Genomic DNA, 25,571 nt, shown 5'->3' on the forward strand with positions numbered 1-25,571 from the left:
CGCTTAACTCATTGCCATCATCATTTTGGCTGGGTTTTCTAAATACGATTTCCACAAGTTATTGAATCGCGCTATCGTGGCCCCATCAATCACTCGGTGATCGCCTGACCAACTAACTTGCATAATTGCAGCAGACACCACTTGCCCTTTGGCATCAAAACGCGGTAGATGTTGTAATTTACCCAATGCCACAATCGCCACTTCTGGCTTGTTGATAATTGGCGTCGCAACTGTTCCGCCAATCGCACCAATATTAGAAATGCTAATTGTGCCGCCTTTGAGATCGTCAGGGCTAACACGTCCTTCACGGGCAGCATCCGTCAATCGCGTTACTTCATTGGCTACATCAACAATACTCTTTGTTTGACATTGTTTGATATTTGGCACTAACAAACCAATTTTAGAGTCAACTGCCATACCGATATTGTGATCATCAAAGTAGCTAAGCTCAGTGCATTCATCATTTATTTTCGAGTTTAATACCGGAAATTCTTTCATAGCCAGCGATAAGGCCTTGATGAAAAATGGCATCATTGTCAATTTAACGCCTTGTTGCTTATATTGCTCTTTTAAATCACTGCGCAAAGCAATCAAAGTTGTTAAATCAATCTCATCACAAAATGTAAAATGTGGGATAGTCGTTACCGAAGCAACCATTTGTTTAGCCATTGCTGCTTTGATGCCTTTAATTGGCTCAATACGCATGCCGCCAGTGTCGCTAGCTGTGGTTTTCGTAACGTCAGGCTTCGTTTGCAGTGGTGATGTATCAATACTATTTGGCACTTCCCCTTTCACAAACTGTTCAATGTCCTCTTTGTAAATACGGCCATTCTTACCACTGCCTGGGACTGTGGTTAGATCAACATCAAGTTCACGTGCTTTGCGTCTTACTGCCGGTGATGCGACCGCCTTTTTATTAATTACAGGGGCTGTCACTGACTTTTCAACTACTGCTGGTTTTTGCTCTACCGCTTTGGTTTGTGCTTTCACTAATGCATCATTGATATCGACAACGTTTGCTTGAGTGCCTGCAATCGACATTTGAAAAAGTGGACTGTGTACTTGTGCAACATCCCCTTTAGCATAATAAAGTTTTACCACTGTGCCGGTATATTTAGCTGGAATTTGTACCAGTGCTTTATCTGTCATTACATCACAAACGGCTTGGTCTTCTTCTATCAAATCGCCTTCGCTGACTAACCACTCAACAATTTCACACTCAACAATTCCTTCACCAATATCGGGAAGGATAAAATCCTCAACGACTTCAGCGTGAGTATTTGTTTGCGTGTGTTCTATCGCGCTGGTTGTTTCTGGTTGAGTATGATCGGCTGTAGTCTCACCAGCTACATCCATTGCAAACAGCGGGGCATGCACTAAAGCAATATCCCCTTTAGCATAATAGAGCTTACTGATCACACCATCATGAACCGCAGGAATTTGCACCAGTGCTTTGTCTGTCATTACATCACAAATCGGTTGATCTTCAGCTACGGTGTCGCCTTCGGCTACTAACCATTCAACAACTTCACATTCAACGATACCTTCACCGATATCCGGTAAAATAAAATCTTTTGCCATGATGACTCCTAAAATTCGACCGATTGCTTGATTGCTGCGAGCACTTTCAACGCATCAGGTACATATTCTTTTTCAAGCGCTAATGGATACGGAGTATCTAAGCCGCAAACACGTAAGATAGGTGATTCTAAATGCAAAAAACATTCTTGTTGGATTGTCGCCGCAATTTCTGCACCAAAACCATTAGTGATTGGTGCTTCATGGCTAACAATAAGTCGCCCTGTTTTTGTCACTGAGTTAACAATCGTTTCCATATCCCATGGTAAAATACTGCGTAGATCAATCACTTCACAACTAATACCTTGCTCACTTGCACGTTTTGCAGCATCTTCGATGATTTCCATCTGTGCGCCCCAAGCAAGTAGTGTTACATCCGTACCTTCACTAACTATTTCAGCTTTACCCAGTTCAATGCTGTAATCTTGTTCAGGAACTTCACCCGTTGATGCACGATATAAACGTTTAGGCTCAAAGAAAATAACTGGATTATCATCTTTAATTGCAGCACGTAATAAGCCCTTTGCTTGGTAAGGGTTGCGAGGGACAACAATCTTAAGTCCCGGGGTATGTGCAAAATAAGCTTCAGGTGATTGTGAATGATATAAACCGCCGGCAATACCACCACCGTAAGGAGTACGGATAGTCAGGTTGCCAACATTAAACTCGTTACCGCTACGATAACGAAATTTAGCAGACTCATTTACTATTTGGTCAAAGGCTGGAAAGATATAATCGGCAAATTGAATTTCAGCAAGTGCTGGTGCGCCAAACGCTGCTAAGCCATTAGCAAAACCCATGATCCCTTGTTCGGTTAATGGTGTATTAAATACACGGTGCTGACCATATTTGTCTTGTAGTCCAGACGTTGCGCGAAATACGCCGCCAAAATAGCCAACATCTTCACCAAAAATACACGCTTGCGGATGTTCAGCCATGGTTATATCAAGGGCAGAATTAATCGCATGTAACATATTCATTTTAGCCATTACTTAATTCTCCCTGCAGTTACTGGGTAAGCATCGGGGTGTTGCTTGATATGCGTTTTCAATTGCTCGTATTGACGTTGCAAAGAAGGGATCGGTGTATCATATACATCCGACACCAACTCTTCTAACGCCGGTTTTGCAATCACTTCAGCGCGTTTTAACGCGGCTAGGATATCTTCACGAATTTGCTCTTTGGCTTTATTGTCTTCTTCTTCATTAAGCCAGTTTTGCTTAATTAACCATTTGCGAAAACGTTCGATTGGACAAGACTGATAATTCGCTTCTTCGTCTTTTGAACGATAGCCACTAGGATCATCTGATGTAGAATGCGCGCCAAGGCGATATGCAATCGATTCAATTAAAATCGGCTCACCTGTTTTAGTGGCAAGTTCACGGGCTTTTTTAGTTGCGGCATAAACAGCAAGTGCATCAGCACCATCAACACGAATCGTTTTAATACCGTAACCTACGCCACGAGAAGCGATGCCGTCGCCCTTAAATTGCTCATCCGCAGGAGTTGAAATCGCATAACCGTTATTGCGAGCAAAAAATATAACCGGTGACTTATGCACTGCGGCCATATTTAAACCAGCATGAAAGTCTCCTTCTGAAGCAGCCCCTTCGCCAAAGTAACAGATAGTTATGTTATCTATCGTTGAGCTTAGCTCACCTGATTTTGCATCTATGTGTTTAATTTTTTGGCCGTACGCGTAACCTGTTGCTTGCGGTATTTGAGTGCCTAGCGGCGATGAGATAGTCATGTAATTAAGTGCACTTGAACCGTAGTGAATTGGCATTTGGCGACCTTTACCTAAATCCAACTCATTTGAAAACATTTGATTCATAAACTGATCAAGTGTGAAGCCACGATAATGAAGTGCAGCCTGCTCACGGTATTGCGCCATGATCATATCGTCTTGATCAAGTGCCGCAGCAGACGCTGTCACTGCCGCCTCTTCGCCTAAACATTGCATGTAAAAGCTTACCCGGCCTTGGCGTTGAGCAGCTTGCATACGCTCATCAAGTGCACGAATAAAACGCATTGTTTCATACAAGCGCAGCGCAGTACTTTCATCAATATCGGGGGCTGTTGCACCGTCGTGGATATCGCCATCCTCGTTTAAAATACTCAAGGTCGGAATATTTAAGGCATGACCGTCAATAAATGAAAGATCGTGACTAATATTCAGCGATACGTTATTTGGATTGCTCATAACCTACCTTCTTTTGTTGTCGTAAACAGTACAAGTCAGTTGTTATTATTGGCTGTGCTCTGCAGGATAAACTTTGCAGAAACTGTACTGTATTTAAATTAAAGCTGCTAACACTTTACGTTAACGTAAAGTGTTATTCAACTAATCATAGACGAAACAAAGTTAATTGGCGACAGTGGCATTGGAAAGTTAACTATACAAGAGCATAAAGTATATACAATCATATAGTTAACGATTTGAGCTGATCGGCAAAGCAACAAATTAAATAATATTATCAGTCAGTTGTAATGGTATTACCGTTAATAATGCACGTTGTCCAAGGGCAACATCGGCATTAGGAAATATAATTGCTTCGCCTTCAACATCTGCGTAATAACAGGTCTGACCATCCGTTGCGAGTAAATCACCTTTGCTAAACCCGGTAAAATTCTCGGCATCATCCGAAAAAGGAAACGAAAAATCGTGTTCAGTGCGATTGATTGATCGGTGCACAGCAAATAACTCAAAGTCACTTGCATCAAATTCTTTATATATCACTTCTTTTTGGCTAATTAATGCGATTAGGGTCGCTTTGGTTTTCGCAAAACGACTCATATCATTTTCACCAAACGGTTTTACTTGACCAAGTTCAACGGTAAATGAATCTGCACCATGAACAAAAGAAGAATAGTAACTAAAAGTGGTGGCTGGTGATTTCATCATTAGCACCGTATTTACTCCACAGCTTAATAAAAACTGTAGTTGCGACTTTTTCCACGGTTTACCATGTAAAAATGGATATACAGCAAATTTATCATTTTTTGAACCACGAATAGCAGTATGCAAATCGTAATGACAGCGCTCTCGCTGCTGCCCACCGCGTTGATAAAAGTCACTAACATATTGTTCAAGCTTGGCCGCTCGTGTGCGCTCATTATTCATCTTTACACCTTCGACAGTGTGATGACCATTAAATAAACGGTTTAGATTTTCTTCTACAAAACGCTTGTCAATATTAATTGATTGCGGGTTACCAAAAATAAACAGTACACGCTGTGCTAGTTGTAAATCGCCTAAGATAATACGCTTAATTAATTCATCGCAAATTTCAATAGGTGCGGTTTCATTACCATGGATCGCACTTGAAAGTACCACATCGATTGTAGTAGCGCATTTTGGTTGAAACTCTATAACGCCGGTGTCATGAATAGTTACAGTGGTACCATTACTTAAAGTAAAAGCACTCGGTGCTAAGTGCCATTCATTATTACGGCTGAGAGTTAAAAAATCGCCTTGCTGTTGTAATTCGTTTAAATACTCTGAGTTGGCTGTCATAATCCAAATGCCTTCATATTATTATGCAAATGAGAAACAAAAACGGCTGAATAAATCAGCCGTTATAAAATAGTCTAAGCGTATTAACTAATCACTGAATCAACCAACTTCTTGGCTTCTTTTTCTAATAGCGCTAAATGTTCTTCACCTTTGAATGATTCAAGGTAAATTTTATAAATGTCTTCAGTCCCTGATGGACGCGCTGCAAACCAGCCGTTTTCAGTAACTACTTTTAAACCACCAATAGCGGCATTATTACCAGGCGCATGAGTTAGCTTTTGTAAAATAGGCTCGCCCGCAAGTGTATCTGCCGTAACATCTTTCGCACTTAGCCCTTTAAGTCGCTCTTTTTGGGCAGAACTTGCAGGTGCATCTATACGTTTGTATATAGGCGCACCAAATTCGAGCTCAAGCTCTTTATAAAGTGCTGATGGAGTTTTTCCTGTTACAGCTAAAATTTCCGCGGCTAATAAACCCATGATGAAACCGTCTTTGTCGGTATTCCATACTGTACCGTCAAAACGAAGGAATGATGCCCCGGCACTTTCTTCACCGCCAAACGCGAGTGTTCCAGTACTTAGCCCTTCGACAAACCATTTAAAACCAACAGGTACTTCTCGCACTTGACGATTATTACGGGCAACTACTCGGTCAATCATCGCACTTGAAACAAGTGTCTTGCCAATTTCAACGTTTTTGGACCAATCACGATGATTTAATAAGTAATCAATGGCAACCGCTAAAAAGTGATTAGGATTCATTAAGCCGTCAGGAGTTACAATACCATGGCGATCATAGTCTGGATCATTGCCAATGCTTATATCAAAATCATCTTTAAGGGCGATTAAGTTTGCCATCGCATAAGGTGATGAGCAATCCATACGAATTTTGCCATCTTTATCAAGTGGCATAAATGCAAAGCGCGGATCGACACTTTCATTGACGACTGTTAAATCTAAAGCAAATTTTTCGGCGATAATAGGCCAAAAGTTGATCCCTGAACCACCGAGCGGATCAATACCCACTTTAATATTTGCTTTTGCAATCGCTTTTACATCAACAACATTAATCAGATCTTCAATATAAGGAGTCATTAAATCTTGGTATTTAATAAAACCTGAACGGGCTGCTTTTGCAAATGGGAATAGCTCAACTTCAACTAAATCTTCTAGTAGTAGTTGATTTGCTCTGTCTTCTATCCACTTAGTAACGTCAGTATCTGCCGGGCCACCATTAGGTGGGTTATATTTAAAACCGCCGTCTTCTGGAGGATTATGTGAAGGTGTAACAACAATACCGTCAGCTAATTCATGAGGATGTAATTTGTTATGACACACGACCGCGTGGCTAATCACCGGTGTAGGTGTAAAATCGTCGTTTTCTTGCGTGATCACTTGTACTTCGTTAGCAACAAGCACTTCAATCGCTGAATTGTAAGCCGCCTCACTTAACGCGTGCGTATCCTTACCTAAGAATAGCGGTCCAAAAATATTATTTTGTTTTCGGTAATCACAAATTGCTTGAGTAATGGCGAGAATGTGAGATTCATTGAATTTCACATCATATGAACAACCTCGGTGCCCTGAAGTACCAAAAGCAACACAATGTTCAGGGTTTTGCTCTAGATCGGGTTCATTTAAATAATAAGCAGATACTAATTTTGGTACATTTACTAAATCTGATTGTGTTGCAGGTTTCCCTGCACCGGAATGAATCGCCATTACATTTCCTTTATAAGTAGTCTCGAATTTTTTCAGCTTGTTCAGCACTATAGCCTAAGCCAAGTGCCACTTCGTGTAGCATCATTTTCTTACGGGTAGTATTTGAGTTGGTCATTACCCAGTATTCACTGTCGGTAATGTTTTTTGGATTCATACTGCTGCCACTGTTTACTAACGCTTCTTTGCTGGTTGCGAAGTAAACGCGATCACGCCCTTGCACATCCAATACCGCTGAAAAATCAGTTTTATGAGTTCTATGTAAAGCAGATAAAATAAACAAAAAGCGCCCTACTACGCCTTTTTGCATCGCCAACTCTTCTTTATTGAGTATATTAAAAACACTGGCATGCGCTTGTGTCAATGGTGTGACAGCGGCTGACTTTTTATTCTCGGTCGATGAGGTGTGTTCAGTTGTTTGAGTCGTCTTTGCAACCTCATGGGTGACGGGCTGTTCTGGTTTTTCTTGCGCGGCTAAATCATTTTCGCCGTGAATATTTAATAAACGACGTAAAATAGTTGAGGCGCTTTCGCCTATACTTTGAGTGTTACTTGCAATGTATTGATATAACTCGTCGTCTATGTCAATTTTTTTCATGTTATTCCTGTCGTTACGGGTCACATTTTTTTCATCCATGCTGATTATACCCAAACCTGATTTAATTCTCTATGTTTTGCAATTTGTTATTTCACTAGGCAAACTAGGCACACTTTTATGAAATTGTTTTTGGAAACTGTGATGCTGTTAAATTACAAACAAACTGGCCAAGGGCCGCATGTAATTTTGATCCATGGATTGTTTGGTTCACTGGAAAATTTAAATGTTATAGCCAATGCATTGGCAGAAAATTTTACCGTAACGAATCTTGATTTACGTAACCATGGCCGTTCACCACACAGTGATATTATGGATTACCCGGCAATGGCTGACGACGTACTCGCCTTAATGGACCATTTAAGTATTGATAAAGCCCATTTAGTCGGTCATTCTATGGGCGGGAAAGTTGCTATGCAAATAGCACATATTAATCCAAGCTCAGTAAATAAGCTCGTAGTATTAGATATCGCTCCTGTTGCATATCAAAGTCGTCATGATGATATCATTGCGGCATTAAAGCTGGTAAAAAGCCATGCTATTAATGACCGCAAAGAAGCGGATAAATTAATGACGCAGCTAATACCTGAATTAGGTGTTCGCCAGTTTTTGCTAAAAAGCTATGCGAAAAACGAACTTGGTGAACTGCAGTGGCGCTTTAATTTGACTACCCTAAGTGAAAAATATCGCAATATTTTAGCAAATATTAAAGCAAATGATTCTTGTTTATGCGATACTTTATTTATCAAAGGGAACGATTCTGATTATATATTGCCTGAATATCGTGAAGCTATTATGGCTCAATTTAGCAACGCAAAAGCAAAAATTATTCATGGCGCAGGTCATTGGTTGCATGCCCAAAAACCAATGGCGGTTAATAAGTCTATCAATGATTTTTTAATGGCTTAATAAAGCAAAATTTAATCACGTATTTTTGACTTAGCGCACTAAATTATTACAATTTTATATGCTATAGTACGCGCCGTTTAATTTAAAGGTTATACGTTGATGGTCAGTCAGTTAATTAACGAATTTGATACCCTTGGGTTGTACTTTGGCTTAGCCGGTGTGTTCTTTTTTATCGGTATGGCTATCCAAGACGTACTAAAAAAAGGTAATGTGCCTAAATTTGGCCGTTATGTAGTATGGCTTGTGCTATTTTTAGGGTGTTCTGGTTTTATCGCTAAAGGACTTATTCAAGTTTTTTGGCAAGGTGCGGGTGTGGGTTAACCATGGCTAAGTCTGAAACAGATAGAACAACGCTCGATTTATTTGAATACGAAAAACGCCCCGGCAGACCAAAAACGAATCCCCTACCAAGGGAGGTTCAGTTAAAGGTAAATAAACGTAATCAAATAAAAAGAGATAAAGCACGTGGTTTAAAGCGTGTCGAATTTAAAGTTTCATCGCAGTTATATCAAGCGTTAAGCGATATGGCCGATGCACAAAATATTAGCCGCAGTGCGCTGATTGAAACTATTTTACAAGAAAGATTGGCTATTGATAGATAAAAGGTTTTAAATCCATGGCAAGTGTAGGTATTTTTTTCGGAAGTGACACAGGTAACACAGAACACGTAGCTAAAATGATCCAAAAAGAATTGGGTAAAAAGTTAGTGGCTGTGCATGATATTGCTAAAAGTTCAAAAGAACAGATCGCAGAATTTGATTTAATCTTATTTGGCATTCCTACTTGGTATTATGGTGAAGCACAATGTGATTGGGATGACTTTTTCCCTGAATTAGAAGAAGTTGATTTTGATGGCAAGCTTGTGGCTATTTTTGGCTGTGGCGATCAAGAAGACTACGCTGAATACTTCCTTGATGCGATGGGTATGATCAATGACATCGTTACTGAGCGTGGCGCTATTGTTGTGGGTCATTGGCCAACACAAGGGTATGATTTTGAAGCCTCGAAAGGCATGGCTGATGACAACCATTTTGTTGGTTTAGGCATTGATGAAGACCGTCAACCAGAGCTTACTGAACAACGTGTAAAAGCATGGTCAGCACAAGTTTATGAAGAAATGTGTTTAAGTGAACTTGCTGATTAAATGCACTTTATTGCTAGTAATCGTATAAAATAGTGACGTTCGTTTTCCTATTACACATTTTATAAGTATTTCTAGCAATTGATCTTTGCACTTAATGACTAGGCACGTTATTCTTATCGTTGCTAATGTGTCGTGTACATCTTTGTAAGGTGTCTAGTATAACCAAATATAATTGAGACAGATTTAATGACTGATCATAACTTGGAATTAAAAAAAGCCGGCTTAAAAGTAACTTTGCCGCGTATTAAAATTTTAGAGATTTTACAATCTCCAGATAACCAACACATCAGCGCTGAAGATGTTTACAAAATTCTTTTGGACCTAGGTGAAGAAATTGGCCTTGCTACTGTGTACCGCGTACTTAACCAATTTGATGATGCGGGTATTGTTAGCCGTCACCATTTTGAAGGCGGTAAGTCAGTATTTGAACTCTCTGGTAGCACACACCATGATCATCTTGTATGTTTAAAATGTGGTAAAGTTGTTGAATTTGAAGATGAAATGATTGAACGTCGTCAACTTGAAATTTCAGAAGAAAATGGTATTAAATTAACCAACCACTCTCTTTATCTGTATGGCGAGTGTACTGACACTGCAGCATGTAAAGCATTTGCTGATAGCCAATAATTTATTAGCTGAATAAAAAAAACCTGCAAATTGCAGGTTTTTTTATGTCTGTTACTTTTATCCCCTCGCCTTTGAGCGAAGGGATAAAAAACTACTGCTGCGTTTTAGTCCAAGAATCACGTAAACCAACTGTTTGGTTAAAAACAATGTTCTCTGACTTAGTATCACGGCTGAAGTACCCTGTACGTTCAAATTGAAAACCTTGTGCAGGCTCTGCATTAGCAAGTGATGGCTCAAGTTTTGCGTTTGCTAAAACCACTAATGAATCAGGATTTAAAGTTGTTGCAAAGTCTTCAGCTGCTGCAGGATTTGGTACGCTGAATAACCGATCATATAAACGAACTTCTGCGGTGATTGACTCACTGGCTGACACCCAGTGGATAACGCCCTTCACTTTACGTCCATCAGTTGGGTTTTTGCCCAGCGTTTGTGGATCATAGCTACAGAAAATCGTGGTTATTTCGCCATTTTCGTCTTTTTCAACACGCTCTGCTTTAATAACATAAGCACCACGTAAACGAACTTCTTTATCAAGTACTAAGCGCTTGAATTTGTTATTTGCTTCTTCTTTGAAGTCTTCACGTTCAATATAAATTTCACGGGTGAACGGAACATCACGACGACCCATACTTTCATCATTTGGATGATTTGCAATTGATAAGGTTTCAACGGTATCAACAGCATAGTTTTCAATGATGATTTTAACCGGATCGAGAACGGCCATGGCACGTGGAGCATGTTCGTTTAAGTCTTCACGGATACAGGCTTCAAGCATGCCCATTTCAACCATGTTTTCTTGTTTGGTTACGCCAATACGTAAGCAAAATTCACGAATTGATGCTGGTGTATAACCACGACGGCGAAGACCTGCAATGGTAGGCATACGCGGATCATCCCACCCTTCAACATACTCATTGACCACTAAATCATTTAGCTTACGCTTTGACATTATAGTGTATTCAAGGTTTAACCTTGAAAACTCAATTTGTTGTGGATGACATTCAAGACTGATGTTATCTAACACCCAATCATATAAACGGCGGTTATCTTGAAATTCAAGTGTACACAATGAATGGGTAATGCCCTCTAGCGCATCTGAGATACAGTGCGTAAAGTCATACATTGGGTAAATGCACCATTTATCACCGGTCTGATGATGGTGTGCAAATCGAACACGATAAATAATAGGATCACGCAGCACCATAAATGAGCTGGCCATATCGATTTTTGCACGTAGTACACACTCGCCTTCTTTAAATTCACCAGCACGCATTTTTTCAAATAGTGCTAGGTTTTCTGAAGGACTAGTATCACGGGTTGGACTATTTTTACCAGGCTCTTTTAACGTGCCGCGATATTCACGCGCTTGATCAGCTGTTAAAAAGCAAACATAGGCTAAGCCTTTATTGATAAGCTCTACAGCATAGTCATACAAAGTATCAAAATAATTTGACGAATACTTTATTTCACCATCCCAGTTAAAACCTAACCACTGAACATCTTCTTTGATTGAATTAACGTAGTTAATATCTTCTTTTTCAGGGTTAGTATCATCAAAACGTAAATTACATTGACCACTGTAGTCTTGCGCTATACCAAAATTTAAACAAATTGATTTAGCATGACCAATATGTAAAAAACCATTTGGCTCTGGTGGAAAACGAGTATGTGTAGACGCATGTTTACCTGATGCTAAATCTTCATCAATACGGGTTCTTATAAAGTTACTTGGGCGATTCTCAATTTCCGCCATAGGAATACAATCCTCACAATAGTGCATGGTGACAAAACTACTGCATTATACCCAAACCACCCCAAGATGCGAGTTTCAGTTGGAATTAAAAGCGATTTAGGCAAGGCATTGATTGCAAATAATAGTGGTTCTATTGGTAAAATCAATAACGCAGTATAAATCGCTTTTAAACCAACCCGTTGGGCGTTTCGCAGGCATTTACTCTCATCGTTGTTACTTCTTAAAAGGGACTATCATTGTTGCAAAGTAACGCCTTGATATTAAGCCCCTGTGAAACGCTGAATTCTGCATATTGAGGTGGTTTGGGTATATTATAAAAACAAACCTTAACATACAGTAATAGATGCGGGTTTATTACATACTGTGTGATTAGCGGAAAATACTAGCTGAAGAACCACGTCTGGGTTGTTATTTAACCTCTTAATGGCGATAAATTGTTCTAGCGCAATAAAACAGTCATTCAACCAAGCTACAGTGGCGTCATTAAAGTAATTCTTTTAAGGAGAAAATAATGGCTTCACTTTCACAGCATCGCGTTTATATCCCAACTACTGCACGCGCAAACCAATATATCTTAGCGGAGTTCGTACCCAGTGCCGATTTATACGCACGTTTTAGCAATATACAGCAATGTTATGAACGTTTAGCACGACAGCTATTCTCCTCATGTGATGAATACGAGCTACACAATGTACATTTGATAGCAAACGATAAGCTTCCCGTTGTTAGGTTTCATGAAGAGTCGTATTGTTTACAAACAGAAAAGCAAATTTTATTCTTTTATAACCCGCGTTACCATGAAGCGCATAAATGCATTTACGACAGCAGCAAACCCAGTAAAAAAATTCGCTTGCTCTTCCTTGCTACTGGTGAAGACTTGCGTGCGAATGCTGCCATATTCCATACCCGTGTTAAAAAAGTACTCGAATACCTACAAAGCACATTATTGATCGATGAAACAGCAATAAAAGTGCGTGATCATCAGCATTTAACCTATGACTTGTTCGCCAAAGCGAAAGGATGTAAAGAAAGCTACGGTTATAAACTTAGAGGACTCTACCCTCGCTACCAAAGCCGCCATTGTACACTCCCCGCAGAACATAATGAGATGACTTATACGACATTTGCGATCCCAATAACACGTACCATTAAAACTCAGTTTCATCATTTACTTAATAAGCCAACATTCACAGAGTTTTACCAGTATTTTTATGACGCATTTATTCAGCAATGCGCCGCCAAAAATTTACATTTAGCGGCGATGATAGCAAATGGTACGATGCCAATAATTAGAAACAGTAAGACTGATAACAACGATGGCAATCATGAATTGCAAAAGCTGAGCTTTTCAACCGACGATCAAAAAACGCAATACAGTCATTATTGGCATGATGAAAAGCTAGTAGATTCACTGCATTTTGTTATTGTTGCCAGTGAAAAAGACGAACAAGGAATTGGCCACGGTCGGTTTATGAATCAAGTTGAAAGTGTGATCCGTACACTCATCGAACCATTATCTATTAATAAAGAGCGCCAAGATATCACTGTGCGATTTTTTCAACATATCAATCATTATCTATAATAGCGAGCTTGTCGATAATGACACCCTTAAGCTGAGTTCATGTTAACTACAGACCTTATCCCTGCCAGTATTTTTAGCATGGTAAAGGTTTGTGTCAGCAATTTTTAATAACGTATTAAGGGCGAGTCCTGGCTGCATTTGTGCGACCCCTGCACTGCTTGTTAAAGTGATTTTTTTATCGGTCAAGCTTAACGATTTTAAACAAATGCATAAGTTACCGATAAAATCATGTCCTTGTGCAAGTGTTAAGTTTGGCATTACCACAATAAACTCTTCACCACCAAAGCGAGCAAATTGATACTCAGTATCAGCTAACTGCTCAGTAAGTAACGCGCTAAAAGCAATTAGGGCTTGATCACCGATATCATGACCATATTGATCATTTACTTGTTTAAAATGATCAATATCTAAAATTGAAACTGAAAAGTTTTGTTGCTTCCCGATAAGTTGCGATGCAATAAAATCGAGAATATAGCGACGGTTATGAGCTCCAGTGAGTGGATCTGTATTTGCTCTGCGTTGGCTTCGTAAATATGCTTTGCGTTGATTTAATGCGAAAATTGTAATGCTTAATATCGCTAATATACCAATAACAGAATAGGCTGCTTGTAACTGTCCTTCTTTAGCTAACTTATCTAAAGTAATTTGTTGGTATTTTAATTTCTCTTCAGCCAACTGCAATTTGATATCTTGTTGAGTAGATTCAAATCGTGAGCGTGCTTCTTGCTCGAGTTTCTGCTGCGTTGTTTCTTTTGCTTGCTCTGTAAGCTTAATCAATAACTTCAGTGCATTAGTAGCCTCTGCAAAACGACCTAATTGTTCTAGGCTTTGCGCCTTTAAGCTAAGTGTATTACGGCTGTAACGGTTATTAAGCGGCCTATCGTAATCAGTCAACAATAACTCTGATGCTTGAATATATTCAAGTGCTTGCTCTGGTTGCTGTAATGCTAAGAAAGTTTTAGCAAATCCATTATTTAACGCAATTATATGCGCTGGATTTACAATCACTTTATTGACATAACTTTTAGCCAAGTATAGTAGTTGCAACGCTTGCGAATATTTTTTTTGCTTCAGAGCGACATTTGCCTTACCAGCTGGTGCCAAAAAAAGATAGCGCGGTGCTTTTACCATTGCTGATAACATTATCATTTCTTCATAACAAGCCGCCGCTGAATCAAGTTTTTCAGCGCGCTCATATGTCATGCATAAGATATAGATAACAGGCAAACCATTGACAACATCGCCGTTTTTGCTGGCGATATCGCGCGCCAAAACTGCATATTGCTCACCTTTCTCAAATAGTGACATGGTCGAATAATATGCCGCTAAACTATCATAAACATAAAGCATGGTAGTTGATGACATATTCGTAGTTTTCGCTTCAATGTAGGCATTTTCGATAATTTCTATTGCTTTAGGGTATTCCTCTTGCCAGAGCAACAGAGCTCCTTCAATAGACTCAGCTTGTACCAACATCTCTAAATCGTTTGCTTGAGTAAAGGCATTTTGTGCTAAGCGGATTTGTTTAATACTTTCAGGTAACAGCCCTTCTTCTAAAGAAAAAACACTCCGATACATTAACCAATAACCTTGGATCCAATCATCGTCTTTAGGCAGTTGTTGTTGGGCAAGTTCAAAGTAACTTTGTGAACGTGCGATATCACCTTTAAATAAATACAGCCGCGCTAACAAAGTATTATTATAAGCGTGTTCAGTGGTAGAAATACCCTGAGCTGCTTGTGTAAGAACTAATTCTTCGATCAACTGATTTGGTTCAGCTAATGCGCGTTGTTCGGTTACTAAAAATGCGGTACGAAATGAAGTAGATGAAAATAAATTGAAAGAGCAACAAAAGCATACAAGGTAGACTGTAAAATAAATTATTCGCATTACTGCTAGATCTTCCAATGATAAAAAGCAATCGCACATTATAACGGCAGTTTTGATTATTACCAGTAGATTTTATTGAAACAAGCTATTGATTTTTATTATTAAATAAACAGCTAAAGATTCTGAAATTCATCATTATCTAGACATAATACTTTATGAATAATGACAATAAAAAAGGCTCACTAAGTGAGCCTTTTTTTCAAAACATAGCGGGTTATTACCAGCCAGTTTTTTCTTTAAGTGCTTTACCGATATCAGCAAGTGAACGTACAGTTTTTACGCCCGCAGCTTCTAATGCAGCAAATTTCTCATCAGCAGTACCTTTACCGCCAGCGATGATTGCGCCAGCATGACCCATACGCTTACCTTCTGGTGCAGTAACACCAGCAATGTAAGAAACAACAGGCTTAGTAACGTTAGCTTTGATGTACTCTGCAGCTTCTTCTTCTGCAGTACCACCGATTTCACCGATCATTACGATCGCTTCAGTTTGTGGATCTTTTTCGAACATTTCTAAAACGTCGATAAAGTTAGTACCAGGAATTGGGTCGCCACCAATACCAACACAGGTAGACTGACCGAAACCTGCATCTGTAGTTTGTTTAACAGCTTCGTACGTTAAAGTACCAGAGCGAGAAACAATACCTACTTTACCAGGTTTGTGGATGTGACCAGGCATGATACCAATCTTAGTCTCACCAGGAGTGATAACACCTGGACAGTTAGGACCGATCATACGAGTACCTGTTTGATCTAGTTTAACTTTAACGTCAACCATATCAAGTGTAGGGATACCTTCAGTGATACAAACGATTAGCTCGATGCCCGCATCGATTGCTTCTAAGATAGCATCTTTACAAAAAGGTGCTGGTACATAGATAACTGATGCAGTTGCGCCAGTTGCTTCTACAGCATCACGTACAGTGTTAAATACTGGAAGACCAAGGTGCGTTTGACCGCCTTTACCTGGGCTTACACCACCAACCATTTGTGTACCGTACTCAAGCGCTTGCTCAGAGTGGAAAGTACCTTGGCCACCGGTGAAACCTTGACAGATAACTTTTGTATCTTTATTGATTAATACAGACATTATTTGCCCTCCGCAGCAGCAACAACTTTTTCAGCCGCGTCTGTTAGTGATTCAGCAGCAATGATATCTAGACCAGAGTTCTTAAGAACTTCACGACCTAGCTCAGCGTTAGTACCTTCTAAACGTACAACTACTGGTACGTTTACGCCAACTTCTTTAACTGCACCAATGATGCCTTCAGCGATCATGTCACAACGAACGATACCACCGAAGATGTTAACTAAAACGGCTTTAACGTTGTCATCAGAAAGAATGATTTTGAATGCTTCTGATACACGTTCTTTAGTCGCGCCGCCGCCAACATCTAGGAAGTTTGCAGGCTTGCCACCGTGTAGGTTTACGATGTCCATAGTACCCATTGCTAGGCCTGCACCGTTAACCATACAACCAACGTTACCGTCTAATGCAACGTAGTTAAGTTCAAAACTTGCTGCATGAGCTTCACGTGCATCTTCTTGTGATGGATCGTGGAAATCACGCATTTTAGGTTGACGGTAAAGTGCATTACCATCGATACCGATTTTGCCGTCAAGACAGTGAAGGTTACCTTCATCAGTGATAACAAGCGGGTTGATTTCAAGTAGTGCGAAATCGAAATCAGTAAACATTTTACCAAGACCCATAAAGATCTGTACGAACTGTTTCATTTGTACTGGGTTAAGACCCAATTTAAAACCTAGTTCACGTGCTTGGTAAGCTTGAGGACCTACTAATGGGTCGATCTCTGCTTTGTGGATAAGCTCTGGTGTTTCTTCAGCAACAGTTTCAATTTCAACACCGCCTTCAGTAGACGCCATGAAAACAACTTTGCGAGATGCACGGTCAACAACTGCACCTAAGTACAATTCGTTGGCGATATCAGTACAGCTTTCTACTAAAATTTTAGCAACTGGCTGACCATTCTCGTCTGTTTGGTAAGTAACTAGGTTTTTACCTAACCAGTTAGCTGCAAACGCTTTAACTTCGTCGATAGTTTTAACTAGCTTTACACCGCCAGCTTTACCACGTCCACCTGCGTGAACCTGAGTTTTAACAACCCACATATCACCGCCGATTTTCTCAGCAGCTGCTGCAGCTTCTTCAGGTGTATCGCAAGCGAAACCTTGAGAAACTGGTAAACCATATTCGGCAAAAAGTTGTTTTGCCTGATACTCATGCAAATTCATGATGCTTTATCCAATTTTTTATACTAAAAGAGCTGACTATTTTTATAAATAGACAGCTATCCCAAATTGCGCACCTAGTATAGATCCCAAGGCTTAACATGAAAACCCCAGTACGACCAAAGGCGCAAAAAAAAAGCTGTGAATATGACTCACAGCTTATATTTTATACTACTGAATTAAACATCCAGTAATAAACGAGTTGGATCTTCAAGTAACTCTTTAATTGTTACTAAGAAGCCAACAGATTCTTTACCATCTATTTGGCGATGATCATAAGATAATGCCAAATACATCATAGGAAGAATTTCAACTTTACCATTCACAGCCATTGGACGATCTTGGATTTTATGCATACCCAAAATTGAAGACTGCGGTAAGTTAATAATAGGTGTTGATAGTAACGAACCGAACACACCACCGTTAGTGATAGTGAAGTTACCACCCGTCATGTCGTCAAGTGTTAACTTACCATCACGACCTTTAAGTGCTAATTCACGAATACCTTTTTCGATTTCAGCAACAGATAGCTTATCGCAATCTTTTAGTACTGGAGTCACTAGGCCACGTGGCGTAGAAACTGCAATGCTGATATCAAAATAGTTGTGGTATACGATATCATCGCCATCAATTGATGCATTTACGTCAGGGAAACGTTTTAGTGCTTCAGTAACTGCTTTTACGTAAAAAGACATGAAACCTAAACGGATACCGTGACGTTTCTCGAACACTTCTTGATACTGCTTACGAAGATCCATGATTGGTTTCATGTTAACTTCGTTAAATGTCGTTAACATTGCAGTAGAGTTTTTCGCTTCAAGAAGACGATTAGCAATGGTTTTACGTAAACGTGTCATAGGCACGCGTTTTTGTGTACGGTCACCCATTGGTGCCGCTGGCGCTGCTTCAGCTTTCGCCGCAGGAGCTGGTGACTTCAAGAATTGATCAACATCTTCTTTTGTCACACGACCATTTTTACCAGAGCCTTTAATTTTAGAAGCATCTAGGCCTTTTTCTGCGATTAAACGACGCACTGACGGTGTTAACACGTCTGAGCTATCGCTAGAATCAGCAGCTGGAGCTTGTTCTTTTGCTGCAGGGGCTGCAGCTGGTGCGCCACCGGCTTTAACTTTACCGATAACTTGGTCACCCAGTACTGTATCGCCTTCTGCGTGAATAATTTCACCCATTACGCCATCTTCTTGAGCAACAACTTCAAGAACAACTTTATCAGTTTCGATATCAACTAGGTTTTGATCGCGTGTTACTGCGTCACCTGGTTGCACATGCCAAGTAGCTACTGTCGCGTCTGCGACTGATTCTGGAAGTACAGGTACTTTAATGTCCACTTCTTTACCTTCTGATGCTGGTGCTGATTGCGCCGCTGGCGCGTTTTCTTGTTTGTCCGAAGCTGGTGCAGCTTCGCTCTTTGCGTCTTCAGTTGGCGCAGCTGCATCAGCCTCACCAATGATACCGATCACTTGGTCGCCAAGTACGGTTGCACCTTCTTCTTGTGAAATTTCAGTGATCACACCATCATGTGGTGCAACAACTTCTAAAACAACTTTGTCTGTTTCGATATCTACTAAGTTCTGATCACGGCTTACTTTGTCGCCAACACTTACATGCCATGTAGCAACGGAAGCATCAGCAACCGACTCAGGAAGAACAGGAACTTTAATTTCTGTGCTCATTGCTTATCCTTTATTTTCAATAGTAAGCGCGTCTGCGACAAGCGCTTGTTGTTCTTTAGTATGCACTGACATATAACCACACGCTGGAGAAGCAGAGGCTTTACGACCTGCATATTTAAGCTTCGCACCTTGTGGGATTGCATCTACAAAGTGGTGTTGTGAACAATACCAAGCACCTTGGTTTTGCGGCTCTTCTTGACACCAAACAAAGTCTTTCACATGTTGATAACGCGCCATAATGGCTTCCATTTCATCATGTGGGAATGGGTATAACTGTTCAACACGCACAATAGCTATATTGTCTTGCTCAAGCTTACGACGCTCTTGTAATAGCTCGTAGTAAACTTTACCACTACAAAATACTACGCGTTCTACTTTCTTAGCATCAATATCATCGATTTCATCGATCATATTATGGAATACACCTTCTGCAAGCTCTTCAAGCGACGACGTTGCAAGTGGATGACGTAACAATGATTTAGGTGTCATAACAATCAGTGGGCGACGCAGTGGTCTTACTGATTGACGACGTAACATTGCATATACTTGTGCCGGTGTTGATGGCACACATACTTGCATGTTGTGATCAGCACATAGCTGTAAGAAACGCTCTAAACGTGCTGAACTGTGCTCAGGACCTTGCCCTTCATAACCATGTGGCAATAAAATGGTCAGTCCACATAAGCGGCCCCATTTTTGCTCACCTGAACTTAAGAATTGGTCAAATACAACTTGGGCGCCGTTAGCAAAATCACCAAACTGTGCTTCCCACAATACTAGTGATGTTGGCTCTGCTGTCGCATAACCATATTCAAACGCCACAACCGCTTCTTCTGAAAGCACAGAGTCAAATACTTGGAAAGTACCTTGATCTTCACTTAAGTGCTGTAAAGGCGTGTAAGTGGCCCCATCAGTTTGACTATGTACAACTGCATGGCGGTGGAAGAAAGTACCACGCCCTGAATCTTGGCCTGTTAAACGAATATCAGTGCCTTCAGTTGCGATTGTTGCATAAGCAAGTGTTTCTGCCATACCCCAATCAAGTGGTTTCTCACCGTTAGCCATTAATTTGCGATCATCGTAAATCTTTTTAACGCGAGACTGGGCTTTATATTGCTCAGGGTAACTTGCTATTTTGTTACCCAGTTCTTTTAATTTTTCAACTGGAACGCTGGCATCGTAATCAACACTCCATTCATGGCCAACATACTTAGCCCAATCAGATGAGTGTGATGTTTCTGGTTGAATTTCTTCAACAACACAATTGCCTTCGTCTAAACCATTACGGTAGTCATCAGCCAGTGCTTTAATTTCATCTTCAGTAAACGAGCCTTCAGCCATTAACTGATCTGCGTAGATCAAACGTGGCACAGGGTGTTTTTTGATTTTTTGGTACATGATCGGTTGAGTCGCATTCGGCTCATCCGCTTCATTATGGCCGTGACGACGATAACAAACTAGATCAATAACCACATCACGTTTAAATTGATTTCTGAAATCAAGTGCGATTTGCGTAACAAATGCAACCGCTTCAGGGTCATCTGAATTAACGTGGAAAATAGGCGATTGCACCATTTTTGCGATGTCTGTACAGTAATCTGTTGAACGTACATCGTATTGTTTGCTTGTAGTAAAACCAACTTGGTTGTTCACTACAATGCGAATACTACCACCACAACTAAACGCATTTGTTTGCGATAAGTTAAAGGTTTCTTGAACAACACCTTGGCCTGCAACTGCCGAATCACCATGAATGGTGATAGGTAGTGCTTTAATACCTGAACTGTCACCCAAACGGTCTAAACGTGCACGAACCGAGCCCATAACTACTGGGTTTACGATTTCAAGATGCGATGGGTTAAAGGCAAGAGCCATATGAACTTTGCCACCTTTAGTAGCAAAATCCGAAGAGTAACCCATGTGGTATTTAACATCACCTGAGCTTAATGTTTCTTTATGCTTGCCAGCAAACTCATCAAATAGTTCTGATGGATTTTTACCAAGTACATTGACAAGAACATTTAAGCGACCACGGTGAGCCATACCAATTACCGCTTCTTGTTGGCCACTTTCGCCAGCACGGTGAATAAGCTCTTTCAGCATCGGTACTAACGCATCACCACCTTCGAGTGAGAAACGCTTAGCACCTGGGAACTTAGCCCCTAAATACTTTTCAAGACCATCGGCTGCGGTTAATCCTTTGAGGATACGCAACTTTTCTTCTTTACTGAATGTTGGTCGTGATTGCACTGATTCTAAACGTTGTTGTAACCAACGTTTTTCTTCAGTTGATGTGATGTGCATATACTCAGCACCTACTGAACCACAATATGTGGTCATTAGTGCTTGATATAACTCACCTAAAGGCATGGTATCGCGGCCAACGGCAAACGATCCCACGTTAAATTCACGGTCAAAATCAGCTTTAGATAATTCATGGTATTCAAGTTCTAAATCTCGAACACGTTCACGCTGCCAAATGCCTAATGGATCTAAGTTAGCATTTTGGTGACCACGGAAACGGAAAGCATTAATAAGCTGCAGTACTTTGACCTGTTTAGGATCGCCGCTACCACTGCCCTCTGCTACCACTACTTCTCTATGCTTGTTTTTCGCAAGCGCCGCAAACTGTGCACGAACTTCTGAATGCTTTACTTCAACATCCACACCATCTACTTTTGGTAATTGTTCGAACACTTCTCGCCATTCTTCTGGCACAGAAGTCGCATTGTCTAAATACGCTTCATAAAGCTCTTCTATATAAGCAACGTTTCCGCCGTTTAAATGTGAAGATTCTAGCCATGCCTTCATCACACCTTCGTGCATTTATAAGCCCTTTTCTTTAGCGCAGAAATTAATTGTTATAACAAGATGGCTAATTTACATTAGCCATCTTACATTTATCAATATTATTAAACTGAACGGTTTATTAACATTGATTTGATTTGTCCGATTGCCTTAGTTGGATTAAGACCTTTAGGACAAACGCTAACACAGTTCATGATACTGTGACAACGGAACACGCTGAATGCATCGTCTAAGTCAGCTAAACGCTCTTCTGTTGCTGTATCTCGGCTATCTGCCAAGAAACGGTAAGCATGAAGAAGACCAGCTGGACCGATGAACTTGTCTGGATTCCACCAGAACGAAGGACACGATGTTGAACAACATGCACATAGAATACACTCATACAAGCCATCTAACTTGTCACGTTCTTCAATTGATTGAAGACGCTCACCTGCAGCAGGTGTATCGTTAATTAGATAAGGCTTTACTTTTTCGTATTGAGTGTAGAACTGACTCATGTCAATAACAAGGTCACGTACCACTGGTAAACCTGGTAATGGACGAATTACGATTTTACCTTTGCCACCTTTTTGTAGCGTTGATAAAGGAGTAATACATGCTAAACCATTTTTACCATTCATGTTAACACCGTCAGAGCCACACACACCTTCACGGCATGAACGACGAAATGATAACGTTGGATCTTGCTCTTTTAATAATAAAAGTGCATCCAATACCATCATGTCGTGGCCTTCTTCCGTTTGCAAAGTATATTCTTGCATACGGGGGGCGTTATCAACATCTGGATTGTAACGATAAACAGAAAATTGTACTTGTGCCATCGTCTCGCTCCTAGTAGGTACGTGCTTTAGGTGGAAATGCTTCGCGCAGTTTCGGCGCATAGTTTACATCACGCTTGCTCATTTCATCCGTTACCGGATTGAATACTGAGTGACATAACCAGTTTTCGTCATCACGATCTGGGAAGTCAAAGCGAGAGTGTGCACCACGGCTTTCTGTACGGAAGTTTGCAGCAACTGCTGTTGAGTATGCTGTTTCCATCATGTTATCTAACTCTAGACATTCGATACGTGCAGTGTTGAAGTCTGATGATTTATCATCAAGACGCGCATGCTGCAGACGTTCACGAATTTCTTTAAGCTCTTTTAGACCGGCTGCCATTGACTCACCTTCACGGAATACCGAGAAGTTAAGTTGCATACACTGCTGTAGGTCTTTCTTGATTTGTACTGGATCTTCGCCTTGACCAACTGTTGAGTTCTCCCAACGATTGAAACGAGCGAGTGCAGCGTCTAAATCTGATTCTGAGGCATCTTTTGATACTTCAACGTCATTTAGGTAAGTGCCAAGGAAGTTACCTGCAGCACGCCCAAATACAACTAAATCAAGTAATGAGTTACCACCTAGGCGGTTTGCACCGTGTACAGATACACAGGCAATTTCACCAACAGCAAATAAACCTTCAACTACTTTTTCGTTGCCGTTAGCATCGATTTGTAGCGCTTGACCATTTACGTTAGTAGGAACACCACCCATCATATAGTGACAAGTAGGGATTACTGGAATTGGCTCTTTTGCAGGGTCAACGTGAGCAAATGTTTTAGCAAGATCACATACACCTGGAAGACGTAGGTTAAGCGTTTCTTCACCTAAGTGATCAAGTTTAAGCTTAATGTGTGGACCCCAAGGACCATCACAACCACGACCTTCACGAATTTCTGTCATCATTGAACGGGCAACAACATCGCGTGACGCTAAGTCTTTCGCATTCGGTGCATAACGTTCCATGAAGCGTTCGCCATCTTTATTTAAAAGATAACCACCTTCACCACGACAACCTTCCGTTACTAGCGTACCCGCACCAGCAATACCGGTTGGGTGAAACTGCCACATTTCCATGTCTTGCATAGAAATGCCAGCACGTGTCGCCATACCAACACCGTCACCAGTGTTAATGTGAGCATTAGTAGTTGAAGCGAAGATACGACCCGCACCACCTGTTGCTAGTACCACAGCTTTTGATTTGAAATAAACAACTTCGCCTGTTTCAATATCAATAGCAGTACAACCAACTACATTACCATCATCGTTTTTAACTAAATCTAATGCATACCACTCAGAGAATACATTGGTTTTGTTTTTAACGTTTTGTTGATAAAGAAGGTGCAATAACGCATGACCTGTACGGTCAGCCGCAGCCGCGGTACGTGCTGCTTGCTCGCCACCAAAGTTTTTCGATTGACCACCGAAAGGACGTTGGTAAACACGGCCATTTTCAAAACGAGAAAACGGTAGACCCATGTTTTCTAATTCAGTAATTGCTTCTGGGCCAGTTTTACACATATATTCGATAGCGTCTTGGTCACCGATGAAATCGGAACCTTTAACGGTATCGTACATGTGCCATTCCCAGTTATCTTCATGTGAGTTACCCAGCGCAACCGTAATACCACCTTGTGCAGACACAGTGTGTGAACGCGTTGGGAAAACTTTAGAGATAAGTGCACAGGTTTTACCTGATTCAGTGATTGCAAGTGCCGCGCGCATACCCGCACCACCTGCGCCAATCACGACGGCATCAAATTCACGAACAGAATATTTCACTTAAACACCCCATAGAACGATTAGACCAATTGCTACGTATGCAGCGGCCATTAGGTTCAAAACAAAACCTAAAACAGCACGCAATTTTGCGCATTTAACGTAGTCAGTCAGTACTTGCCAAAGGCCAATACGGGTATGAACCATAATGCAAACAAGGGTAATTAGTGTGAACCCTTTCATTGCTAGGTTTGAAAACAGGCCTTGCCATGCTTCGAAAGTGACTTCTGGTGTACATAAGAAGTAGCCAATAATAAAAATCGCATACGCGGTAATTACTAGTGCCGTGGTACGTAACGAGACATAATCTTGTATGCCGTCACGTTTTAGAGTTGCTTGATTTAAAACCATATCCACACCCCTGCTAATACAGAAGCCACAACGCCAAGTGCCATTGCAATTTTAGCGCTAAGGTTACCTGATTCAAGTTCTTCCCAATGTCCCATATCCATAATGATATGACGGATACCACCAATAAGGTGATACGCCAATACAGAAATGGTGCCCCAAGCTATAAATTTGGCAATGAATCCGCTAAACAGACCCTTGACGAATTCAAAACCTTCAGCTGAAGAAAGAGACTCTGACCAAGCCCAAATGACAAACGTTAAAGCAAAAAATAATGCAACACCGGTGACGCGGTGAAAAATTGATGCTTTAGCCGCTGCCGGCATAGATATAGTTGTTAGATCTAGATTTACAGGTCTTTGCTTTTTCACAGTTACTTGCCCATCTTGCCCACTAGGAGCTCATCTACTTGTTTTTCTTAACCCACCAAAAAACGATTTTTCTGATGGAACTATCTAAGTAAAGCGTTTTGTTACGACTAAAATTCACATTTTTGCAAAGATTAGCTGTAAAAATAACGTTTACCTACAGACAATACGGTATAAAACCTTCGA

General features: G+C 40.6%; 22 protein-coding genes. 6 read left to right on the forward strand and 16 right to left on the reverse strand.

Annotation, left to right across the window (positions count from 1 at the left end; translation table 11 throughout):
- Positions 1 to 3: 3 nt before the first annotated feature.
- From H5154_RS06930 to seqA, 6 genes are all read right to left on the reverse strand, one after another.
- Complete coding sequence (locus H5154_RS06930; protein WP_182717855.1) at positions 4 to 1,581, reverse strand: dihydrolipoyllysine-residue acetyltransferase; 1,578 nt, start codon at positions 1,579 to 1,581, stop codon at positions 4 to 6.
- Positions 1,582 to 1,589: 8 nt separating this feature from the next.
- Positions 1,590 to 2,567 (reverse strand): alpha-ketoacid dehydrogenase subunit beta, encoded by a 978-nt coding sequence (locus tag H5154_RS06935; RefSeq protein ID WP_182717856.1) that lies wholly within the window; start codon positions 2,565 to 2,567, stop codon positions 1,590 to 1,592.
- Positions 2,567 to 3,781, reverse strand: coding sequence for a thiamine pyrophosphate-dependent dehydrogenase E1 component subunit alpha (locus H5154_RS06940; RefSeq protein ID WP_145233891.1), 1,215 nt, complete (start codon positions 3,779 to 3,781; stop codon positions 2,567 to 2,569). Before H5154_RS06940 ends, H5154_RS06935 begins: the two co-directional genes overlap by 1 nt.
- 261 nt (positions 3,782 to 4,042) lie before the next feature.
- Entirely contained in the window at positions 4,043 to 5,095 is a 1,053-nt protein-coding gene (astE, locus tag H5154_RS06945; RefSeq protein ID WP_145233889.1) for a succinylglutamate desuccinylase, read from the reverse strand.
- Between the two features lie 83 nt (positions 5,096 to 5,178).
- Positions 5,179 to 6,816: a phosphoglucomutase (alpha-D-glucose-1,6-bisphosphate-dependent) gene (pgm, locus tag H5154_RS06950; RefSeq protein WP_182717857.1), complete on the reverse strand. Its 1,638-nt coding sequence runs from the start codon at positions 6,814 to 6,816 to the stop codon at positions 5,179 to 5,181.
- A gap of 10 nt (positions 6,817 to 6,826) precedes the next feature.
- Entirely contained in the window at positions 6,827 to 7,411 is a 585-nt protein-coding gene (gene seqA / locus H5154_RS06955; RefSeq protein ID WP_182717858.1) for a replication initiation negative regulator SeqA, read from the reverse strand.
- A 141-nt stretch (positions 7,412 to 7,552) separates the two neighbouring features.
- Between seqA and H5154_RS06960 the strand changes: the two genes are divergently transcribed.
- The 5 genes from H5154_RS06960 (at position 7,553) to fur (ending at position 10,088) form a co-directional block, all read left to right on the forward strand.
- A complete protein-coding gene (locus tag H5154_RS06960; protein ID WP_145234106.1) occupies positions 7,553 to 8,317 on the forward strand; it encodes an alpha/beta fold hydrolase in 765 nt (254 codons plus the stop codon).
- A 99-nt stretch (positions 8,318 to 8,416) separates the two neighbouring features.
- Positions 8,417 to 8,638, forward strand: coding sequence for a DUF2788 domain-containing protein (locus H5154_RS06965; RefSeq protein ID WP_054204660.1), 222 nt, complete (start codon positions 8,417 to 8,419; stop codon positions 8,636 to 8,638).
- Between the two features lie 2 nt (positions 8,639 to 8,640).
- Positions 8,641 to 8,919 carry a LexA regulated protein gene (gene ybfE, locus H5154_RS06970; RefSeq protein ID WP_016709654.1) on the forward strand — a complete coding sequence of 93 codons (279 nt, stop codon included), beginning with the start codon at positions 8,641 to 8,643 and terminating at the stop codon, positions 8,917 to 8,919.
- 14 nt (positions 8,920 to 8,933) lie between these two features.
- Positions 8,934 to 9,461: a flavodoxin FldA gene (fldA, locus tag H5154_RS06975; protein WP_149981079.1), complete on the forward strand. Its 528-nt coding sequence runs from the start codon at positions 8,934 to 8,936 to the stop codon at positions 9,459 to 9,461.
- Positions 9,462 to 9,647: 186 nt separating this feature from the next.
- Positions 9,648 to 10,088: a ferric iron uptake transcriptional regulator gene (gene fur / locus H5154_RS06980; protein WP_145233880.1), complete on the forward strand. Its 441-nt coding sequence runs from the start codon at positions 9,648 to 9,650 to the stop codon at positions 10,086 to 10,088.
- A 91-nt stretch (positions 10,089 to 10,179) separates the two neighbouring features.
- On the opposite strand, the gene glnS is transcribed toward fur, so the two are convergent.
- Complete coding sequence (glnS, locus tag H5154_RS06985; protein ID WP_145233878.1) at positions 10,180 to 11,841, reverse strand: glutamine--tRNA ligase; 1,662 nt, start codon at positions 11,839 to 11,841, stop codon at positions 10,180 to 10,182.
- Positions 11,842 to 12,352: 511 nt separating this feature from the next.
- Here glnS and H5154_RS06990 point away from each other — a divergent pair.
- Positions 12,353 to 13,423 carry a DUF3083 family protein gene (locus H5154_RS06990; RefSeq protein ID WP_182717859.1) on the forward strand — a complete coding sequence of 357 codons (1,071 nt, stop codon included), beginning with the start codon at positions 12,353 to 12,355 and terminating at the stop codon, positions 13,421 to 13,423.
- Positions 13,424 to 13,465: 42 nt separating this feature from the next.
- On the opposite strand, the gene H5154_RS06995 is transcribed toward H5154_RS06990, so the two are convergent.
- From H5154_RS06995 to sdhC, 9 genes are all read right to left on the reverse strand, one after another.
- Entirely contained in the window at positions 13,466 to 15,313 is a 1,848-nt protein-coding gene (locus H5154_RS06995; protein ID WP_182717860.1) for a diguanylate cyclase, read from the reverse strand.
- A gap of 217 nt (positions 15,314 to 15,530) precedes the next feature.
- Positions 15,531 to 16,403, reverse strand: a complete 873-nt coding sequence (sucD, locus tag H5154_RS07000) for a succinate--CoA ligase subunit alpha (RefSeq protein ID WP_145233870.1) — start codon at positions 16,401 to 16,403, stop codon at positions 15,531 to 15,533.
- Complete coding sequence (sucC, locus tag H5154_RS07005) at positions 16,403 to 17,569, reverse strand: ADP-forming succinate--CoA ligase subunit beta (protein ID WP_145233868.1); 1,167 nt, start codon at positions 17,567 to 17,569, stop codon at positions 16,403 to 16,405. Before sucC ends, sucD begins: the two co-directional genes overlap by 1 nt.
- 176 nt (positions 17,570 to 17,745) lie before the next feature.
- Positions 17,746 to 19,260, reverse strand: a complete 1,515-nt coding sequence (gene odhB, locus H5154_RS07010; protein WP_182717861.1) for a 2-oxoglutarate dehydrogenase complex dihydrolipoyllysine-residue succinyltransferase — start codon at positions 19,258 to 19,260, stop codon at positions 17,746 to 17,748.
- Positions 19,261 to 19,263: 3 nt separating this feature from the next.
- Positions 19,264 to 22,086: a 2-oxoglutarate dehydrogenase E1 component gene (locus H5154_RS07015; protein WP_182717862.1), complete on the reverse strand. Its 2,823-nt coding sequence runs from the start codon at positions 22,084 to 22,086 to the stop codon at positions 19,264 to 19,266.
- 86 nt (positions 22,087 to 22,172) lie between these two features.
- Entirely contained in the window at positions 22,173 to 22,889 is a 717-nt protein-coding gene (locus tag H5154_RS07020; RefSeq protein WP_064666153.1) for a succinate dehydrogenase iron-sulfur subunit, read from the reverse strand.
- 10 nt (positions 22,890 to 22,899) lie between these two features.
- Positions 22,900 to 24,672 (reverse strand): succinate dehydrogenase flavoprotein subunit, encoded by a 1,773-nt coding sequence (gene sdhA / locus H5154_RS07025; RefSeq protein ID WP_182717863.1) that lies wholly within the window; start codon positions 24,670 to 24,672, stop codon positions 22,900 to 22,902.
- A complete protein-coding gene (gene sdhD / locus H5154_RS07030) occupies positions 24,673 to 25,020 on the reverse strand; it encodes a succinate dehydrogenase, hydrophobic membrane anchor protein (RefSeq protein ID WP_169017830.1) in 348 nt (115 codons plus the stop codon).
- A complete protein-coding gene (gene sdhC, locus H5154_RS07035) occupies positions 25,011 to 25,388 on the reverse strand; it encodes a succinate dehydrogenase, cytochrome b556 subunit (RefSeq protein WP_084448108.1) in 378 nt (125 codons plus the stop codon). The genes sdhD and sdhC overlap by 10 nt, the downstream gene beginning before the upstream one ends.
- Positions 25,389 to 25,571 lie beyond the last annotated feature (183 nt).

Source organism: Pseudoalteromonas sp. SR44-5, assembly GCF_014163675.1.
Taxonomy (GTDB): Bacteria; Pseudomonadota; Gammaproteobacteria; order Enterobacterales; family Alteromonadaceae; genus Pseudoalteromonas; species Pseudoalteromonas rhizosphaerae.

Bases quoted from the DNA above. Each gene is read 5' to 3' on its own strand.
- H5154_RS06930 (WP_182717855.1), bottom strand. From the start codon at position 1,581: ATGGCAAAAGATTTTATTTTACCGGATATCGGTGAAGGTATCGTTGAA.
- H5154_RS06935 (WP_182717856.1), bottom strand. From the start codon at position 2,567: ATGGCTAAAATGAATATGTTACATGCGATTAATTCTGCCCTTGATATA.
- H5154_RS06940 (WP_145233891.1), bottom strand. From the start codon at position 3,781: ATGAGCAATCCAAATAACGTATCGCTGAATATTAGTCACGATCTTTCA.
- astE (WP_145233889.1), bottom strand. From the start codon at position 5,095: ATGACAGCCAACTCAGAGTATTTAAACGAATTACAACAGCAAGGCGAT.
- pgm (WP_182717857.1), bottom strand. From the start codon at position 6,816: ATGGCGATTCATTCCGGTGCAGGGAAACCTGCAACACAATCAGATTTA.
- seqA (WP_182717858.1), bottom strand. From the start codon at position 7,411: ATGAAAAAAATTGACATAGACGACGAGTTATATCAATACATTGCAAGT.
- H5154_RS06960 (WP_145234106.1), top strand. From the start codon at position 7,553: ATGCTGTTAAATTACAAACAAACTGGCCAAGGGCCGCATGTAATTTTG.
- H5154_RS06965 (WP_054204660.1), top strand. From the start codon at position 8,417: ATGGTCAGTCAGTTAATTAACGAATTTGATACCCTTGGGTTGTACTTT.
- ybfE (WP_016709654.1), top strand. From the start codon at position 8,641: ATGGCTAAGTCTGAAACAGATAGAACAACGCTCGATTTATTTGAATAC.
- fldA (WP_149981079.1), top strand. From the start codon at position 8,934: ATGGCAAGTGTAGGTATTTTTTTCGGAAGTGACACAGGTAACACAGAA.
- fur (WP_145233880.1), top strand. From the start codon at position 9,648: ATGACTGATCATAACTTGGAATTAAAAAAAGCCGGCTTAAAAGTAACT.
- glnS (WP_145233878.1), bottom strand. From the start codon at position 11,841: ATGGCGGAAATTGAGAATCGCCCAAGTAACTTTATAAGAACCCGTATT.
- H5154_RS06990 (WP_182717859.1), top strand. From the start codon at position 12,353: ATGGCTTCACTTTCACAGCATCGCGTTTATATCCCAACTACTGCACGC.
- H5154_RS06995 (WP_182717860.1), bottom strand. From the start codon at position 15,313: ATGCGAATAATTTATTTTACAGTCTACCTTGTATGCTTTTGTTGCTCT.
- sucD (WP_145233870.1), bottom strand. From the start codon at position 16,403: ATGTCTGTATTAATCAATAAAGATACAAAAGTTATCTGTCAAGGTTTC.
- sucC (WP_145233868.1), bottom strand. From the start codon at position 17,569: ATGAATTTGCATGAGTATCAGGCAAAACAACTTTTTGCCGAATATGGT.
- odhB (WP_182717861.1), bottom strand. From the start codon at position 19,260: ATGAGCACAGAAATTAAAGTTCCTGTTCTTCCTGAGTCGGTTGCTGAT.
- H5154_RS07015 (WP_182717862.1), bottom strand. From the start codon at position 22,086: ATGCACGAAGGTGTGATGAAGGCATGGCTAGAATCTTCACATTTAAAC.
- H5154_RS07020 (WP_064666153.1), bottom strand. From the start codon at position 22,889: ATGGCACAAGTACAATTTTCTGTTTATCGTTACAATCCAGATGTTGAT.
- sdhD (WP_169017830.1), bottom strand. From the start codon at position 25,020: ATGGTTTTAAATCAAGCAACTCTAAAACGTGACGGCATACAAGATTAT.